Below are 19,441 nucleotides of genomic sequence, written 5' to 3'. Positions count from 1 at the left end.
TGCAAATCCTGAATCATATCTCAAGATCTGCAATCTTACCGTTGTATATACTTAAAAATAAGAGTGATGTGAATGCTTATTTGCAACGTCAACCGGCAGCATTTGATATGGCTAAAAAAATATCACTTACCTTAAATCAAGAATATTCCCCTCTGTATATTAATCCATATTATCTTGGCTTATATATAATGATGGCGTTATCTATTGAAGATAAAAGTATTTATAAATTGATTTTGGTTAGCCAACGTCCAGCTGTTAGTTCTATCAATAAAAATATAATTGAAGAAAGAATTAAAGGAAGCCGCGTATTTGTAGTTGGAGATTTAGAAGAAATAGATTTGAAAAATAAGGATTATACGATTATCTTGGATGCCGAGCTTATTAAAAATTATAAACAAGAAAATATAGATTATATTGTTTCAAGCTTAATTACAGATAGTGATATAGAGAAAATACAATCAATTGTTCGGCATAAGACTTTTGACAAATTACTGGAGAATGCAAGAAAAGCGTATACTTATGAACTTACGAATCAATCTTCAGATTTTATAGATTTACTTTCTGATTTCTTAGACGAATTGATCCAAAAAGATTTAATTAGTTCAATTGAAAAAGATGCATTGTTAAATAGAGAGAGGGCAGGTAACCAATTAGTAATTGAAAATTTTTCTTTGCCACATATAATTTCTGCTAGTGAAAAAGACTTTCGCTTGTTTGAAGCAATTCTAAAAAGACCCGTCGTTGTGAATAATCAATTTATTGATAGGATTTTAGTTGTAGTTATTGGTACTGAAGTTGTTAACAAAAGTGAGATCTTTAATTATCTATATGAAGTAATTAATGAAAAAAGCATATAAAGTGAATTATAAGTGCAAAAACAGCATCTCTTGATGACATACAAGGGATGCTGTTTTAATATCATAGATATACAATAATTCTATTACTTATGCCAAAATAGAAAAAGATGAAACGATCAGAATAGCGAGTGAAAAATGATGAGACAGCAAGAATACAAAGTTGAAAAAAGAAAAATCTTGAAAATATACTTAATTGCCGATGTTTTAATTTTGATCGGGGGCATTCTTTATGCTCAAGACAGATTTGAAGCAGATTTTAGCTTTGATGGTTCATTAATTGCTCTAGTGGGTTCAGTTGCACTTTTTATTGCGCTGAGCAAAAGATTCAGTAAGAGATATCGCGATTTAAAGCTTGAAAATGATGAAGATGAGGAAAGCACTTTATCTGAAATGACGGGAGAGTTTGGAGCAGGGATGGTAATTGGCGCGGGAATTATTGCATTGTGCTTAGTTGTTGGCGGGATGATCTTTTTACTATATTTGGCTAATTTCAATTTGTATAAAACTTTTTTATTCTTCATGGCATTTCAGTTAATAACCGATAGCAGGGACTTTGCTGCATTGAAGTATTCAAAAGAAGACTGAAAAGATCTCGTTTAAAGTCTGCTTCATTTGTAATAAAATAAACATTGTTCAAATGGAGGAAAAGATGAAATATACTAAGAAAATTCTATTATGTTCAACTGCCGTCTTAATGAGCTGCGGCCTAGCTGCTTGCGCAAATAATGCCAAGCCTGCACCAAAAGAAAGTACTAAAATCTCACAAACAATTATCTCTTATAATCTTGTCGGGACCTATAAATCAGGTAAGCAAGTATTTAAGTTTGATTCTGACCATACAGGTCGTTTTGTCTCAAAGGCTGAAAGCAACGTAGACGACAAGCTAACTTGGAAGAAAAAGTCCAAGAATACTTTTAGTATAAAGCTTAAAGATGACGATCATACTAAGCTAACAGCCAAATTTGATAAATCGGGCAAGCTTACTATTACTAATGACGGTACTCATAAGAAAGTCGTCTTTAAGAAAGTGACGAATTTTGATTTAGACAAATTTATTGGCAAAGACTCTCCAAAAAAGGAAGATACCGCTACTTTTGCGCCAGCAAAAAAAGACAATGCGTCTAAAGAAAAATCTTCTGGCCTTCCTGGAGATGAAGGTTTGTTTGATATCCCAGCGGCAATGCAAGGGACTTGGTACACAATCTTTAATGATGAAACTATCAAACTAGAAATCGGTCAAAATACTATTTCTCAGCAAAGCCAAAGTGAAAATTCACATCAAGTCTTACATAAAATGAAAAATGGTTTTAATCTGATGGATTATCTACAAGATCAAACTTATATTAAACAAACTCAAGATTGGGGTCGAGCTGCCCAAATGAATTATAGAGGCTTCAATATGATCAATATTCATGGCTGGAGTCAGACAGCAGGAGCTGGTTATTATTTGTATCTCACTCAAGAAAAAGGACAAACAGTTTTAATTCAAGGATCAGGTGCACATGCATGGACTGACTATGTACTTTGGAAGAGTGAAAGTGAAGCGCGAGCAAATTCAGATGCTAAGTTTGACAATTTGATTTATCGAGAGAATGATCCGGATTTGAATTAATATCTCAGTTTTAAAAGCAATCTAAACATGATTGCTTTTTTAATTTGATCGTTCATACATGTATAGCAATGTTATAATGACCTTGTAAAATGATTAACAAGCAATCTAAGGAGGCTTGGTTATGAATAAACAGTTAAAATCTGGCGTATATGAAGGTAAAGCTAAAGGGATGGATGGTGAGGTGACTGCTAAGGTCACCATTAATGATAATAAAATCACAAATGTAGATTTAGATTTATCTGGTGAAAGTGAATCTTTTGGGCAAGCTGCTAAAAAGCAATTAGTTGATGAAATTCTGTCAAAACAATCATCCGATGTTGATGCAGTTAGTGGAGCTAGTGTGACTTCTTGGGCAGTCAAAGATGCGGTTAAAGAAGCTCTTCAAAAAGCTAGCGGCCAAAAAATAGAAACAAACTTAAAGTTGAATGATGGTACTTTTATAGCTCAAGGACAAGGACATGGTGGTCCAATCAAAGTTAGTGTGACTACGAAAGATAATAAAATTACAGATGTCAAAATTTTATCGCAAACAGAAAGTCCAAATGTTGGCGATTATGCGATGGATTATATTCCTAAACAAATTGTTGCCCAACAAACTCTGGGTGTGGATGCAGTAACAGGTGCAAGTGTCACCTCAAACGGAATTTTGACAGCTGTAAGCAAAGCAATTAATGAAGCTGGAGGAGATGCCGCTTCTTGGAAGAGACAACCTTATAAAAAATACATCCCTGAAGCTAAAGACCGTCAAACTGATGTTGTTATTGCAGGTGCAGGATTATCTGGTTTATCAACGGCTGCGTTTGCCCTGCAAAATGGGTTAAAAGTGATTTTGGTTGAGAAAAATGACCAACCGGGTGGTTCATTTAGATATGCAGCTGGAGCTTTTGCTACAACAGGTTCAAAGGCACTAGAACAAGTAAATCAAACTAATAATATAGACGAATTGGTTGGCTGGGTTAAAGAATTGAATGAGCATAACGCCAAACGTCCTATTGATTTAGACTTTGTCAGATATCTAGCTAAAGAATCTGGAAAGACATTTGATGAATTACTCAAAATTGCAGATAGTAAACCAAGCTTTTTCTTAAAAATGCCTTATATCGCAGCCGGCTTTGCACCAGGAGCTAAAATCACTGAAATCTTACAAAAGTATATTTTAGATAAGGGTGGCCAAATTTTAAACGATACGATTATTACTAAGATCAATATTAAAGATGGCAAAGCAACTGGTATACAAGCACAAAATGCTAATGGTAAATTTGAGATTACGGCTAAAAATGTTGTGATCTCTACAGGTGGTGCATCTTATCAAAACAAAGAGATGCTTGAAAAATTCACTCCAAGTCTGAATAAAGTTAATGTTTTTAATGAGGCAAATCCTGGTAATACTGGAGACGGTTATAAACTTCTAGAAGATGTAGGGGCAAAGTTCTTTGATAATAATGTATATAAGAATGCGGAATTAGATTTTGCACCACAAATGTATACTAACTATAGTAATGAACCGGATTACAGCCACGCAATTGTAGTAAACGATAAAGGTGAACGTTTTACAAATGAAGCACCATTTAGCTTTTTGAATTTAACTACCGAACTATATCGTCAAGGAAGTCCACGTTATTATTTGATTTATGATGCTAAGACGATGGATCCTGAATTTAAAAAACGCGTTGATAAAGTAACCCAAGGTGAAAAAACTTATATTAAGAGTAGCTCAATCAAAGAGATTGCAGAAAAGTTAGATTTACCCGAATTAGAGAATACATTCGAAAAATATCAAAAAGCTTGTCAAAGTGGCAAAGATGAATTTGGCAAGTCTAAGGATAATTTAGTAGAGTTTTCTGGCCAAGACGGTTATTATGCGCTTTATGTAATGCCTGGTTCTTGGGGAACAATTGGTGGAGTTAAAATTAACCATCAGATGCAAGTCGAAAAACAAGACGGAACTTATTTTGACAATCTTTATGCTTTAGGTGAAATGTCAACTGGAGCTTTGTTTAGTGACTTTTACATGATCGGTTTTTCATTAGCTGATTATTCTACTCAAGGTCGATTAGTAGCTGAGCAAATGGCAAAATAATAAGCTTGTAAGATTTATACATACGATGAAAGACAGCTTCGGCTGTCTTTTTTTGATAATAAAGCTATAGTTAAAAATATCACAAACGTGCTATAATTATTTTTGTTTAAAAATACTAACCTTGGAGGAGAAGAACATGAAAGTTAGAAAAGCAGTCATTCCAGCTGCAGGCTTAGGTACAAGATTTTTACCTGCAACTAAAGCGATGCCAAAGGAAATGTTGCCAATCGTCGATAAGCCAACTATTCAATTTATCGTCGAAGAAGCAAAAAAATCAGGTATTGAGGATATTTTAATAGTTACTGGTAAAAATAAGCGATCAATTGAAGACCACTTTGATGCAAATCCTGAATTAGAACAAGATCTTGAAAAAACTGGCAAGATTGAATTATTAAAAGAAGTACAAGGTATTACCAATTTAGGTGTCAACTTATATTATACCCGCCAGCCTCATCCAGCCGGTCTGGGCGATGCTATCTATCAGGCACGCAGCTTTGTGGGTGGCGACCCATTTGTTGTTATGCTTGGTGATGATTTGATGAATGATGAAGTTCCATTGACTAAGCAGTTAATTAATCGCTATGATGAAACTCATGCTGCAACTTTAGCTGTCATGCCAGTTCCTCATAAGGAAGTTTCAAAATATGGTGTCATTGAACCGGATGGTGAAATTAAGCCAGGTTTAATCAATGTTAAATCATTTGTTGAAAAACCAGATATTGATAAAGCGCCAAGTGACTACGCTATTATTGGCCGCTACTTATTAACTCCAGAAATTTTCGATGTTTTAGCAACCCAAAAGCCTGGACGTGGCGGCGAAGTTCAATTGACAGATGCTATTGATACGATGAATAAGACTCAACGTGTCTTCGCCCATGTCTTTAAGGGTCACAGAAGTGATGTAGGTAATAAGTTTGGCTACTTAGAAACTTCAATTGAATACGGATTAACACACCCTGAAACTCGTGATTCATTGAAACAATTCATTCTTGAAAAGGCTAAAGAGCTACAAAAAAACAACTAAATAAAGAAAGAATGGCTAGTGTGTGAGCCATTCTTTTTTTATGAGAAAAATCAATATTCTCTCATTTTGTTCTGTATGAGTATAGAAAATATGAGTAGGCTACGTGTTTATGAGAATAAATTTCATAAACTTAATCATTGGACTGAACCAGTGGTGATAAGTACCACTGTAAGTGGGCTTGGACATATTTTAGATTTTTACTTTTTTACCTAAATAGGCTTTAAATGAAAATAAATTAAAAAAATATAAGCAAAACCCTTGTAATTTTAAAATTTAGATGATAATATTTAAACATCAACTTGATCCTAACTCACAGGAGGAAATGTAATATGAAAAAAGCCAAATTATTTGGAAGTTTAACTTTACTTACTGGTGTGGCTTTAACTTTAGCTGCTTGTGGCAATAAGTCAAACTCAAACAGTGCAGATGATGTTAAGAATTTTAAAGCTGCAGTACCTAAGAAAGCTACTAAGAGCGGTGGAAGCGTCTCAATTGCAGAGATTTCAAACTCTCCATTCAAGGGTATTTTTAACAACGAACTTTCTACTGATGCAAGCGACACTGACGTTATTGCTCCAGCAAATGAAAGTTTGTTCGATACTAACGACACTTACCAATACACTGACAAAGGTCCAGCTACTATTAAAATTGATAATAAAGCTAAGACTGCAACTATTAACGTTAAAAAGGGCGTTAAGTGGTCAGATGGTAAGCAAGTTACTGCTAAAGATGTAGAGTTTGCCTACGAAGTTATTGCTAACCCAGCAACTCAATCATCACGTTATACTTCTAGTTTGGCTAACATTGTAGGACTTGAAGAATACCACGATGGCAAATCTAAGACTATTTCTGGTATTGAAATGCCAAATGGTGAAAATGGCCGTAAGGTTGTCATCCACTTCAAACAAATGAGACCAGGTATGAACCAATCAGGTAACGGCTTCATTTGGGAAAACGCTACTCCATATCACTACTTAAAGGATGTTCCATTTAAGGACTTAGTTTCATCCGATAAAGTTAGAAAGAATCCTTTATTCTTTGGGCCATTTAAGGTTAACCACGTTGTACGTGGACAATCAGTTTCATTTGTACGTAACCCATACTACTGGCGTGGAACTCCTAAGTTAAAGAAGGTTACTATCTCAGTAATTGGTACTAACTCAGTTTCTCAAGCTATTAAGTCACACAAATACGATATTTCTGACGTAATTAACTCACAATGGGAAAGTGTAAAGGGTACTAAGAATGTGAACTTTGTTGCTAAAGTTCCTCTATCATATTCATACCTTGCATTCAAAGTTGGTAAATGGGATGCTAAGAAGGGTGCAAACGTAATGAACCCTAACGCAAAGATGAACAACAAGGCTTTGCGTCAAGCTATCGCTTACGGTATGAACATTGAACCTGTAACTAAGCGTTACACTCACGGTCTTTCATTCCAAGTTCCTACTTTAGTTCCTAAGCAATTCGGTGCATTCTTTGACAAGGATGTTAAACCTTACACTCAAAACTTAAAGAAGGCTAACGAATTACTTGATAAAGCAGGCTACAAGAAGAAGGGTAAATGGCGTGTACAACCAAATGGTAAGCCATTAGTAATCCACTTCGGTGCAATGGAAGGTAACTCAACTCAACAACCAATTATCCAAAACTACTTACAACAATGGCACAAGCTTGGCTTGAACGTTAAGTTAGCAGGGGGTCGTTTGATGGAAAGTAACTCATTCTACGACAAGGTTCAAAATGATGATCCATCAATCGATATGCTTCAAGGTGTATGGTCATTATCAAGTGAACCAACTCAAGATGACCTTTACGCAGAAAAAGCTCCATTCAACTTTTCACGTTTCGTAACTAAGAAGAACACTAAGTTACTTGAAGAAATGTCATCACAAAAGGCCTTCAACAAGGATTACCGTGTCAAGAAGTTCCACGAATGGCAACAATACATGCATGATGAAGCTTACGTATTACCAATGACTAATGGTTACACTGTAACTGCTGTTAACGACAAGCTTACTGGTTACTCAACTAAGCCATCTGCATCTAACTCAGTATTCTTTAACTTAGGATACGTTAAATAATAAAAATAGATCACAACTTAAAAGAAGCAGAATATTCTGCTTCTTTTTTGTGTTTGTAGATACTTATTTAAAGTGCTAAGATTGGTCATATCAACTTGTCCCAATTTATGGGAGGAAAATATGAAAAAATCCAAACTGATTGGAATGTTAACACTTGTTTCAGGTGTTGCTTTAACTTTAGCTGCTTGTGGTAATAGTAATCAAAACCAAACAGCTAATCCGCATTTTAAAGAAAGTGTCCCTAAGAAAGCTACTAAAAACGGTGGACACGTTTCTGTTGCTATTGAAGTTGATACTCCTTTTACTGGGGTCTTTAATGACGAATTATCTACTAATGCAACCGATACTGAAGTTAGCCAATATGGTGACGAAAGTTTATTTGCAACAGATGATGTTTATAATTACTGAAAAGGTGGCGCTGCAGACATTTCAATCGACAAAGATGCAAAGACTGCAACAGTCAAAATCAATCCTAAAGTTAAATGGTCAGATGGCAAGCCTTTAGTTGCTAAAGATTATGAATATGCTTATGAAATAATCGCCAATAAAGATACTGCTTCAGAGCGTTACACTTCTTCATTAGCTGACTTAGTCGGACTTGAAGAATACCACGAAGGCAAAGCAAATACGATTTCTGGTATCGAAATGCCAGATGGTGAAAATGGCCGCACTGTTGTGCTTCACTTTAAAGAGATGAAGCCAGGAATGACTCAATCAGGTAACGGTTATATTTGGGAACAAGCTGCACCATATCACTACTTAAAAGACGTACCATTTAAGAAGTTGATCTCTTCAAATAAAATTCGTAAACAACCATTATTTTACGGTCCATATAAGTTAAGTAAAGTCGTTCGTGGTCAATCAGTTACTTGGGTTCCAAACGAGTATTACTACAAAGGTAAGCCTAAATTAAGTAAGATCACCGCTTCAGTTATTTCACCAAATTCGGTTGCTCAATCTATTAAGAGTAGAAAATTTGATGTTATGGCTGTTATTAATTCACAATGGCAAAATATCAAGAACACTAAAGACGTAAACTTTATTGCTCATATTCCTTTGTCTTATTCTTACCTAGGCTTTAAGGTTGGTAAATGGGATAGTAAGTTAGGTGAAAACGTGATGAATGATCACGCTAAGATGAATAATAAAGCCCTTCGTCAAGCTATCGCTTACGGAATGAACGTTAACGAAGTTTATAAGCGCTATTCATCAGGTCTTTCATTTAGAATCCCAACTTTAATTCCTAAGCAATACGGTCCTTTCTTTGATAAGAATGTTAAAGGTTATGATTACAATATTAAAAAAGGCAACGAGCTTTTAGACAAGGCTGGCTTTAAGAAGAAGGGGACTTATCGTGTTCAACCTAATGGCAAGCCGTTAACAATTCATCTTGCTGCCATGAGTGGCAGTAGTGTTCAGCAACCAATCATTCAAAACTATATCCAACAATGGAAGAAAATGGGACTTAAAGTTAAGCTGACTGGTGGACGCTTAATGGAGATGAACTCCTTCTATGATAAAGTTCAACATGATTCTCCAGAAGTAGATATGTTTATTGGTGCTTGGTCACTATCTTCTGAACCATCACAAAATGATCTTTATGGTCAAAAAGCACCATTTAACTACTCACGATTTGTAACCAAGAAGAATACCGAATTACTTAATGATATGGATTCTTTGAAAGCATTTGATAAAGATTATCGAATCAAGAAATTCCATGAATGGCAAAAATACATGGACGATGAAGCTTATGTTGTCCCAGTTGCTAACAGCTACGCAATTACCGCTGTTAATAATAAGTTGACTGGTTACTCACTCAAGCCATCACGTTCAATGGGTAATGGTTATCCAAACTGGTATTATGTAGGTTATGCAAAATAAATTTTAAGTAATTAAGAAAATTGCTATCTCTTAAAGGAGATAGCTTTTTTCATTAGGCAAAAATGGTTATAATTAAATGGTTAAAGAAAGGATAATTAGATGGTTTCTATAGCTTTCAAGAAAAATCTTAAAGATAAATATGGAATTGAATTTCATAATGAAAAATTATTAGATAGGGCTTTTACCCACTCATCATATGCCAATGAACATCCTGGCACTAAAGATTACGAAAAATTGGAATTTTTAGGTGATGCTGTCTTAGAACTAGCAGTATCAGATTATTTATACAGACATTTTCCTAAATTAAATGAAGGAGAATTAACTCGTCTACGTTCAAATATTGTTCGAACCGAAGGATTTTCCGAATTTGCAATTGAATGCGGTTTTCAAAATGAAATAAATTTGGGAAATGGTGAAGAAAAAGCTGGTGCTCGTCATCGAAAGACCTTGCTTGAAGATGTTTTTGAGGCTTTTAATGGCGCACTTTTCTTAGATCAAGGGATGCCAGCAGTTCAGCACTTTTTGCATTTAACGGTTTATCCATTAATTGCTGAAGGTGATTTTGATGCTTCACGTGATTATAAGACGGAATTACAAGAAAAGCTTCAAGTGAATGGTTCAATTGATATTGAATATAATGTGATCAGTCAAGACGAAAGTGTACCGACTTTCACAGTACAATTGAGTGTTGAAGGAAAGAAGCTTACAACAGGTACTGGAAGAAATAAAAAAGCAGCTGAACAAGAAGCAGCTGCCAAAGCACTCAAGAAAAAATAAAGAAGAATAGGTGAGATTTTGCCGTTAAAGCAATTAATCTTAAATGGCTTTAAGTCATTTGCAGACAAAACAACTATTAATTTTGATAAAGGAATAACGGGTATTGTTGGCCCTAATGGTAGTGGTAAGAGTAATATCACTGAAGCTATCAGATGGGTAATGGGAGAAGGATCAGCTAAGTCGCTACGTGGAGAAAATATGAAAGATGTTATTTTCGCAGGTAGTGAATTTCGTGCACCCTTAAACAAGGCCGAAGTTAGTCTGGTTTTTGATAATACTGATAAGCAACTTAACTTTAATAACGACAAGGTTGCCGTAACTCGCCGCATTTTGCGTTCAGGTGATAGCGAATACCTAATTAACAATCAGCAAGTTCGCTTAAAAGATATTCGTGATCTTTTTGTTGACTCTGGTCTTTCTCAAGATAGTTTAGCGATTATTTCGCAGGGTAAAGTTGATCAAATTTTAAACTCACACCCTGAGGATCGACGCGGTATTTTTGAAGAAGCAGCTGGGGTTTTACATTTTAAACAGCAAAAAGAGATCGCCCTTCGTCAGCTGGATAAGACTAACGAAAATTTAATTCGAATTAACGACTTAGTAAAAGAATTAGAAGATCGCGTTGAACCACTTCATGAGCAAAGCTCATTAGCTAAAGAATATAAATTTGAAAAAGCTCAGCTTGATGAAAAGTTAAAAAAATTATTAGCCCTTCAAATTCAAGATCTTGATAGTAAAAAGCGCGAAGTTAAACAAAAAGCTGATCAAAATAAGGCTATTTTAAATAAGTTAGACCGTGAAGTTCAAAGTTCCCAAACTGATTTAGAAGCTAAAAAAGCAGCTTCACAAGCATTACATACTCAAAAAGATAACCAGCAAAAATCCTTGCTTTCATTTACTCAAAAATTAGCAAGTTTAAATACTGATTTACAAATGAGTCAGCAATCAAAAGAGTATGACCAAGCTACTCGAAAAGAATACTTGGCTCAAAAATCTGAACTCGAAGCTCAAAAGTCTGAGTTAAATGGTGAACTAGCAGAAATTCAAGCAAAGATTGATGAACAAAAGGCGATTTTAAAACAGCTTAGTGAAAAAAAGGATCAAATTTCTTCCAGCCTTAAGCAAGATCCGGCTTCATTAAACAAGCAACTTGAGCAAACTAGAAGCAAATATATTGATTTACTTCAGAGCCAAACGAGCACAAACAATCAGATTGTTTATCTAGAAAACGAAATTAAGCGTCTAAACGCACCAAAATCTGAGGATGCTCATTTGAATCAAGAATTAAGTGAAGCCAAGAGCTTACTTGATCAGTATAAAGAGCAAGGTGAAAAGTTAGTTAGTCAGCGCAAAGAATTAAAATCACAAATAGAAGCTTTAACTAACAAAGTTACTCAACAAAGCAAGCGTTTAGACGATTTAAATACTTTAATCCAGCAAACTCAAGCTAATATCGCCCGTCAAAACGCTCAATTAGATGGATTAAAACGTCTGCAAGACCGTCATGAAGGTTATTACTACGGCGTAAAATACGTCTTAAATCACTTGTCTGAATTTAATGGTATTGTTGGAGTAATTGGTGAACTTCTTTCATTTCCTGCAGATTTAGAAGCTGCCTTAACGACTGCATTAGGAGCTGGCGTTCAGAATTTGGTGGCAAGAGATCGCGAAAGTGCTAAGAATGCAATCAGTTTACTAAAACGCAGTCATGCTGGACGAGCAACCTTTTTACCATTAGATAGTCTTCGTTTGCATACAATTGCTCAATCAACTCTGACTACACTTGAGTCGATTGAAGGATTTATTGGAGTAGCTTCAAGATTAGTCTCTACTAAAGGTAATGTTGATATTACTAATGCAATTAATTATTTATTAGGAAATGTATTAGTTGCTAAAGATATGAATACTGCCTTGCGAATTCAAAATAGAACAGGTCATTACTATCGAATCGTAACTTTAGATGGGGATATCATCAGCCCAGGCGGAAGTATGACGGGGGGAGCTCGCAGCCAGCGTTCTAATTCACCACTGCAAATGAATGCTGAATTAGAGTCTTTAGGACAAAGTATTAGCAAGCAAAGAAAACAACTTGCTGATTATGAAAGACAACTAGCTGAATTTCAAAAAGATTCTGATAATGAAGCATTAAATGACAAAAAAGCTCAGCTTCAAGAGCTTAACCAAAAGATTGCTGAGCAAGCGATTCGTTTTCAAAATCAAGAAAAAGAAGTTAATCGCTATCAGCGTTTAGCTGATTTACAAAAACAGGCTAAAAAACAGCAAGCTGATGAATTGAATAAGTTGATAGATCAGCTAAAAGAGCAAAAAAACAAAAAGCTAACTATTAATAATCAAGCTAATGACCAAAAAGCTAAGATGGATGAACTTAAGCAAACATTAGCAGATGTAGATCAAGCTTATGCTAAATTACAAAATGACCTTGCTGAAATTAATTCACAAATTGCTGTGGCTAAAAATAAACAGGCAAATTTAAAAGAGCGATTTGATCAGGTTCAAAAGCAAATTAAAAATAATTCTAACCAATTGAATGATTTGGAAAACAAGTTAAGAGGACTGGATCAAGCTAATAGTTCTAATCAAAGCCAAGAAGATATTACTGAACAAATTGATAATCTGACCAAAGAAAAAGAGCTATTAACTCAAAAATTAGCTGAAACTAACCAAAACTTAGGTAAACTTGATGCTCAAATCAATCATTTAGAGTCTGTCGCTTCAAGAAACTATGACTTAAGAAAAGACGCTGCCGAAGATCAAGAAGCGTTATCAGTGGAACTATCACAATTTACGAGTCAGATTAATCAAAAGTTGCGTCATTTATCACAAGACTACTCTTTAACTTATGAAGCAGCAATTTCTTTAACTGATGGAAAAAATGATCTTGAAGTTCGACAGCAGCTTGAAAAAGAAGTTAAACTTCACAAGATGTCGATAGAAGATATTGGACCTGTTAACTTGCAGTCAATTGAAGAATATGAAGATGTTAAAACACGCTATGATTTCTTAAATGGACAACAAAATGATTTACTGAAAGCTCGCAGTGATATTCAAGAGTCAATGAGCAAGCTAGATAATGAGGTTAAAGATCGTTTTGGTAAGACATTTAATGAGGTTGAAAAGAGATTCGAAAAGATTTTCCCAGTAATGTTTGGTGGTGGACACGCCAAATTAGTTTTAACTCAGCCAGATGATTTATTGATGACTGGGGTTGAGATAATTGCTCAGCCACCTGGTAAAAAGCTCCAAAAATTGAGTCTGCTTTCTGGTGGAGAAAGAGCATTGACTGCGATCACCTTGTTATTTGCGATGCTAGAAGTTAATCCAGTACCGTTTTGTATTTTGGATGAGGTTGAAGCAGCACTTGATGAAGCCAATGTTGATCGTTTCGCGAAGTTTTTAAATCACTATGATCTACATACACAATTTATCGTAATCACTCATAGACGCGGAACAATGCAAAAAGCTGATAACTTATATGGAGTGGTAATGCAAGAATCTGGTGTTTCTCAAGTATTATCAGTATCATTGAAAGATATAAAGCAAGAGGTGAACTAAAATGGGCTTATTTGATAAAATCAAAAAATCGCTTTTTGGAAAAAAAGAAGATGAACAAGAAAAAGAAAATGATCAACAAGAAGTTGAAACTAAACAAGCTCCTGAAAATGAGCATCTTGAAGATGCAGCTTCTGAAGTTGAATTAGAAAATTCCGATCACAATCTTGAAAAAGAAACTAAGCAAACTGAACCAAATGATCGTGTCTGGGCAGATGCTGGTTCTAATTTAGAACAAAAAAATCTTGATCAAGAAAAAGAACACGAAGTTCAACATGATGATTCGGATAATGATGTAGACAATAGAAACTGGACAGATGCAGGATCTTTGCTTGAAAAGCAAAATCAGGTTCGTGAAGAAGAAAAGCAAGAAGCAAAAGAAAAAAATGAAGCTGAGGATTTGGAACAAGCACAAGAAACTGAAGAATCCGAAAGTGTTGAGCAAGAATTTGCTGATTCTCAAGATCAAGAAATAGCTCAAGAAGATCAAGAAAGTGATCAAGATCGTTATGATCGTGGCTTAGAAAAGACTAACCATTCTTTTGGGGCCAAGTTAAATGCTTTTTTTGCCAAGTTTAGATCGGTTGATGAAGACTTTTTTGATGATTTGGAAGATTTATTAATCGAATCGGATGTAGGTTTTGAAACAGCAGAACAATTGACTGATTCATTACGCGACGAAGCAAAATTAAAGAATGCGAAAAGTCATGATGAATTAAAACAGGTTGTTGTTGAAAAATTAGTCGATATTTATGACAAAGGTGGGCAAGGAAAAGATTCTTCCCTAGCTTATGATGAAAATGCTAAGCCAAATGTTTACCTGTTTGTTGGTGTTAATGGCGCTGGCAAAACAACGACTATTGGTAAATTAGCTAAAAGATTAAAAGACTCAGGCAAAAGCGTGATGATGGTTGCAGCTGATACATTTAGAGCTGGTGCGGTCGAACAATTAGTTGAATGGGGTCGACGTGACGGTGTAGAAGTTGTTACAGGAAAATCAAAAGCTGATCCTGCTTCTGTTGTTTTTGAAGGAGTTAGTCAAGCTAAGGAAAAGGGAATTGATTACCTATTGGTAGATACTGCCGGTCGTCTTCAAAATAAAGTTAATCTGATGAATGAGCTTGATAAGATTAAGCGGACTATTCAAAAGATCTTGCCTGATCAACCTAATGAAATTTTATTGGTTCTTGATGGCTCGACTGGTCAGAATGCTCTACTTCAAGCTAAGGACTTTGATAAAACTACAAAGTTAACTGGTCTTGTTTTAACCAAGCTTGATGGCTCTTCTAAAGGTGGAGTTGTATTAGCTATTAGAAATGAAATGGATTTGCCAGTTAAATTAGTTGGATTAGGTGAAAAAGTTGATGATTTAGCTGATTTTGATGCAGAAAAGTTTGCAATTGGACTTTTCCAAGGATTGATTTAAGATAAAGGTGAAGGTATTCAAAGCTACTTTTTAAAAGGAGATATCTATGAAGAAATTAAGCGCATGTACTAGTATTTTAGTAGGAAAAAATGCATCAATTGATGGTTCAGTGATGATTTCTCGTAACGACGATACTGCTAAGCCTATTTCACCTCACAGATTTATTATTGAACCTGCTCGTCATGGTCAAAAGGCTCATATTAAGTCTTGGCTTAACAAATTTGAGATGGATTTACCTGAAGATGCTCAAAGAGTTCCAGCCGTTCCAAATGTTGACTATAAAAAAGAAGGTTATTATGACGAAAGTGGTATTAACCAAAAGAATGTTGCAATGTCAGCTACTGAATCAACTTATGGTAATGAAAGAACTTTAGCATTTGACCCACTAGTTAAAGATGGTTTAGATGAAGATTGTATGCAAACAGTTGTCTTGCCATACATTGACTCAGCTCGTGATGGTGTTAAGCGTTTGGGTAAATTGATTGCCAAATATGGTAGTCCAGCCGGTAATTCTGTATTATTTGGTGACAAAGATGAAGCTTGGTATATGGAAATTGTCACCGGTCACCACTGGGTTGCTCAAAGAATTCCAGATGACTGTTATGCAGCAACTGGAAACCGTGTAGCAATTCAACAAGTTAATTTCGATGATCCAGATAACTTTATGTGGAGTGAAGGAATTAGAGAATTTGTTGAAAAGCACCACTTAAATCCTGACCATGAAGGTTGGAACTTCCGTCATATCTTCGGTACTTATACCGAACAAGATCGTCACTACAACACTAGTCGTCAGTGGTACATTCAAAAATTATTTAACCCAGAAATTGAGCAAGATCCACAAGATCCTGATATGCCATTTATTCGTAAGCCAGCTAAGAAGTTAGCTAAAGAAGATATTGAATTTGCTTTAGGTTCTCACTATCAAGATACTCCTTATGATCCATATGGTAAGGGTACAGAAGAGCAAAAGCATATGTATCGTCCAATTGGTTTGAATAGAACGCAAAATTCACATATTTTACAAATTAGAAGTGATGTACCAGATGAAATGGCTGGTATTATGTGGTTATGTATTGGTGGTCCAACATTTAGTCCATATATTCCATTCTTTGCAAATATGAATGAAACTGATCCTTCATTTAACAACACTTCTTTAACTTATAATAAAGAAGATGCTTGGTGGTATTACAAATCATTATCAGCAATGGTTGAAAGTCACTACCCACAATTTGTTCAATTAGATACTAAATACTTAGAAGAATTGAACCGTTACTATAGAGGTCGTGTTGAAGAAATTATCGAAAACGCCAAAGGATTGACTGGTGATGATTTGACCGACTATTTGACTAAGGCAAATCAAGAAACTGTTGCTCATACTAAGAAGAACAGTGAAGATTTGATGGGACAAATGTTTGTTGAATCCATTAAGATGTCGAAGTTAACATTTAACATGGACCCTAACTTATAATAATTACGCATACAAAAAGACGCTCAAGTATTAAACTTGAACGTCTTTTGTTGTAGTTGGTTATTTTGCTGTTTTAGTTTTTTTGGTAAAACCAAAGATGAATTGTAAAACAGTTAAAATAATAAAGAATAAGAATAAGTAAACAATGTTACCGATGTTAGCTTGTTTTGATGCAAACCAGAACCATTGGTAGTTAAGGGATGAGTAAATCCAATAGATTACTCCTAAAGCAATTGAACTTAAAGCATTAATAATTGCAAAGAACCATAAGTTTCCATTCTCTTTTTTTGCAAGATAGATGATAGACCAAACAAGTGACCAAGCACCCCAGCATAGGGCAGCTACTGTTACGATCCAATAAAATACTGTCGCAAACATGTTTTATAAACCTCCTCGTAATAGGTACAAATATATTTTAACATTAATGTGAAACTTTGAACGATATAAAAAGTCAGAATGTTAAATTGCCGTTATTTTTGCTATACTGGTTCAAGGTGAGACATATGAATGAACTTGAAAAAAATGAAAAATTAGGCGATTTGTATGCCTACTATGGTCCTTTGCTAACGAAGGGACAACAAAGCTATTTCGAAGATTATTATTATAATGATTTATCATTAGGTGAAATAGCTGATAATCATCATGTCTCTAGGCAAGCTGTTTATGATAATTTAAAAAGAAGCAGTAAAGCTTTGGAAAATTATGAAAAAAAACTGCATATGAGACGTGATTATAAAAATATCTCAGACAAGGTCTGGGAAATTGCGTGGGCTGTTGACCATCACAAACTAGATGAGGCTCATGATGAAATTGGTAAATTATTACAAGAATTAGGAGAGATGTAATCCATGGCTTTCGAAAATTTAAGTGAGAGATTACAAAAGGCGTTAAAAAATCTTACTGGTAAGGGTAAGATTAGTGAAGCAGATATTAATGAAGCTTCTAGAGAAATTAGATTAGCATTACTTGAAGCAGATGTTAACTTTAAGGTTGTTAAAGACTTCATCAAAAAGATTAAAAAGGAAGCTCTTGGTAAAGAAGTCCAAGAAAGCTTAAATCCTGGTCAACAAATCATTAAGATTGTTGATGAAGAATTGACTAAGATGATGGGTGAACAAGCAGTTAGTCTAAATAAGGCTCCTCATATTCCGACGATTATTATGATGGTTGGTCTTCAAGGTACTGGTAAGACGACAACTGTTGGAAAGTTAGCTAACTATTTAATCAAAAATCAAAAAGCTCGGCCATTACTTATCGCTGGCGATATCTACCGTCCAGCAGCTATTGATCAGTTGCGTCAAATTGGTCAACAACTAGATGTTCCGGTTTATAGCGAAGACAATAAAGATGTTGCTCAAATAGTGGAACATGGTTTAAATCAAGCAAAAGAAGATAAAAATGATTATGTTCTTATCGATACGGCTGGCCGTCTAGAAATCGACGAAGCTTTGATGGATGAATTAAAACGCATCACTCAAGTCGCTCATCCTGATAATACTTTGTTAGTAGTTGATGCTATGACTGGTCAAGCGGCTACTCAAGTTGCTGAAGGTTTTAATAAAGATCTTGATTTAACAGGTATTGTCTTAACTAAGCTTGATGGTGATACTCGTGGTGGTGCTGCATTATCAGTGCGTGCAGTTACTGGCTTGCCAATTATCTTTACTGGTCAAGGCGAAAAACTCGATGCCTTAGAGAGTTTTCATCCAGATCGAATGGCTTCAAGAATTCTAGGTATGGGTGATATGTTGACCTTAATTGAAAAGGCTCAACAAGATTACGATGCCAAAGAAGCTGAAAAAATGGCACAAAAGATGCGGGAAAATACATTTGATTTCAATGATTTTATTGATCAAATGGATCAAGTGCAAAAAATGGGGCCACTTGATCAAATCATCAAGATGATACCTGGCATGGCTAATAACCCAGCTTTAAAGAATATTCAAATACCCGAAAAGCAAATTGCGCATATGAAGGCCATTGTTTATTCAATGACGCCAGCTGAAAGACAAGATCCAGATTTGCTTAATCCTTCACGCAGACGCAGAATTGCGGCTGGTTCTGGCGTGGGCGTTGTTGAAGTTAACCGGATGATTAAGCAATTTAAGCAATCTAAAAAAATGATGCAAAAGATGACTAGCGGTAATATGAAGGGACTTGAGAACTTACCTGGTATGAATTCGCCAATGGGTAAGATGGCGATGCGTTCAATGTCTAAACGATTTAAGAAGAATAAACGCAAGCGTATGAAGAAGATCAAGAGATTTCATTCCTAAAAAATAAAGGTGTTAAGGAAAAACACTTTACACCTTTAAAAGTATGTGCTATATTATTTAAGTCAAGAAATTTAGGAGGAAAATTTAATGTCTGTTAAAATTCGTATGCGCCGCATGGGCTCAAAGAGAAAACCTTTTTACCGTATCGTTGTAGCTGACTCACGTATGCCACGTGATGGTCGTTTCATCGAGGAAGTTGGTTACTACAACCCACTTACTAACCCAGATGAAGTTAAGCTTGAAGAAGACAAGATCTTTGACTGGTTACAAAAGGGTGCTCAACCTTCAGATACTGTAAGAAGCTTACTTTCAAAAGCTGGTTTAATGAAGAGATACCACGACGCAAAGTACGGTAAGTAATTTACTATTGCAATTAAAAAGTTTGG

Annotated in this window: 14 protein-coding genes and 1 pseudogene; 14 read left to right on the top strand and 1 reads right to left on the bottom strand. The window is 35.2% G+C overall.

Going from position 1 to position 19,441, the window contains the following annotated elements; genetic code table 11:
- The 11 genes and pseudogenes from Q0Y70_RS01515 to Q0Y70_RS01465 all read left to right on the top strand — a co-directional run.
- A partial coding sequence (locus Q0Y70_RS01515; RefSeq protein ID WP_297815652.1) for a hypothetical protein occupies positions 1-857 on the top strand: 857 nt, incomplete at its 5' end.
- A gap of 135 nt (positions 858-992) precedes the next feature.
- Positions 993-1,442, top strand: coding sequence for a hypothetical protein (locus Q0Y70_RS01510; protein ID WP_297815650.1), 450 nt, complete (start codon positions 993-995; stop codon positions 1,440-1,442).
- A 64-nt stretch (positions 1,443-1,506) separates the two neighbouring features.
- A complete protein-coding gene (locus Q0Y70_RS01505; RefSeq protein ID WP_297815648.1) occupies positions 1,507-2,469 on the top strand; it encodes a DUF3642 domain-containing protein in 963 nt (320 codons plus the stop codon).
- Positions 2,470-2,590: 121 nt separating this feature from the next.
- Complete coding sequence (locus Q0Y70_RS01500) at positions 2,591-4,549, top strand: FAD-dependent oxidoreductase (RefSeq protein ID WP_297815646.1); 1,959 nt, start codon at positions 2,591-2,593, stop codon at positions 4,547-4,549.
- A gap of 136 nt (positions 4,550-4,685) precedes the next feature.
- Positions 4,686-5,573, top strand: a complete 888-nt coding sequence (galU, locus tag Q0Y70_RS01495) for a UTP--glucose-1-phosphate uridylyltransferase GalU (RefSeq protein WP_297815644.1) — start codon at positions 4,686-4,688, stop codon at positions 5,571-5,573.
- A gap of 329 nt (positions 5,574-5,902) precedes the next feature.
- Complete coding sequence (locus Q0Y70_RS01490; RefSeq protein ID WP_297815642.1) at positions 5,903-7,657, top strand: oligopeptide ABC transporter substrate-binding protein; 1,755 nt, start codon at positions 5,903-5,905, stop codon at positions 7,655-7,657.
- 120 nt (positions 7,658-7,777) lie between these two features.
- Positions 7,778-9,538: pseudogene (locus Q0Y70_RS01485) on the top strand (oligopeptide ABC transporter substrate-binding protein).
- Positions 9,539-9,637: 99 nt separating this feature from the next.
- Positions 9,638-10,315, top strand: coding sequence for a ribonuclease III (rnc, locus tag Q0Y70_RS01480; protein WP_297815640.1), 678 nt, complete (start codon positions 9,638-9,640; stop codon positions 10,313-10,315).
- A gap of 18 nt (positions 10,316-10,333) precedes the next feature.
- Positions 10,334-13,888, top strand: coding sequence for a chromosome segregation protein SMC (smc, locus tag Q0Y70_RS01475; RefSeq protein WP_297815638.1), 3,555 nt, complete (start codon positions 10,334-10,336; stop codon positions 13,886-13,888).
- 1 nt (position 13,889) lies between these two features.
- On the top strand, positions 13,890-15,311 hold the full coding sequence (ftsY, locus tag Q0Y70_RS01470; protein ID WP_297815636.1) for a signal recognition particle-docking protein FtsY: 1,422 nt from the start codon (positions 13,890-13,892) through the stop codon (positions 15,309-15,311).
- A gap of 46 nt (positions 15,312-15,357) precedes the next feature.
- Positions 15,358-16,779, top strand: coding sequence for a C69 family dipeptidase (locus Q0Y70_RS01465; RefSeq protein ID WP_297815634.1), 1,422 nt, complete (start codon positions 15,358-15,360; stop codon positions 16,777-16,779).
- 60 nt (positions 16,780-16,839) lie between these two features.
- Here Q0Y70_RS01465 and Q0Y70_RS01460 read toward each other — a convergent pair whose 3' ends face one another.
- On the bottom strand, positions 16,840-17,157 hold the full coding sequence (locus Q0Y70_RS01460) for a hypothetical protein (RefSeq protein ID WP_297815632.1): 318 nt from the start codon (positions 17,155-17,157) through the stop codon (positions 16,840-16,842).
- A 125-nt stretch (positions 17,158-17,282) separates the two neighbouring features.
- Here Q0Y70_RS01460 and ylxM point away from each other — a divergent pair, with 125 nt between their 5' ends.
- From ylxM to rpsP, 3 genes are all read left to right on the top strand, one after another.
- Positions 17,283-17,624: a YlxM family DNA-binding protein gene (ylxM, locus tag Q0Y70_RS01455; RefSeq protein ID WP_297815630.1), complete on the top strand. Its 342-nt coding sequence runs from the start codon at positions 17,283-17,285 to the stop codon at positions 17,622-17,624.
- A 3-nt stretch (positions 17,625-17,627) separates the two neighbouring features.
- Positions 17,628-19,055 (top strand): signal recognition particle protein, encoded by a 1,428-nt coding sequence (gene ffh / locus Q0Y70_RS01450; RefSeq protein WP_297815628.1) that lies wholly within the window; start codon positions 17,628-17,630, stop codon positions 19,053-19,055.
- 87 nt (positions 19,056-19,142) lie between these two features.
- A complete protein-coding gene (rpsP, locus tag Q0Y70_RS01445; RefSeq protein ID WP_297815626.1) occupies positions 19,143-19,415 on the top strand; it encodes a 30S ribosomal protein S16 in 273 nt (90 codons plus the stop codon).
- Positions 19,416-19,441 lie beyond the last annotated feature (26 nt).

The organism is uncultured Lactobacillus sp. (genome assembly GCF_947367085.1).
GTDB lineage: Bacteria > Bacillota > Bacilli > Lactobacillales > Lactobacillaceae > Lactobacillus.
Note: the sequence above shows the minus strand (reverse complement) of the source record. Positions and strands in the feature narration are given on the sequence as shown.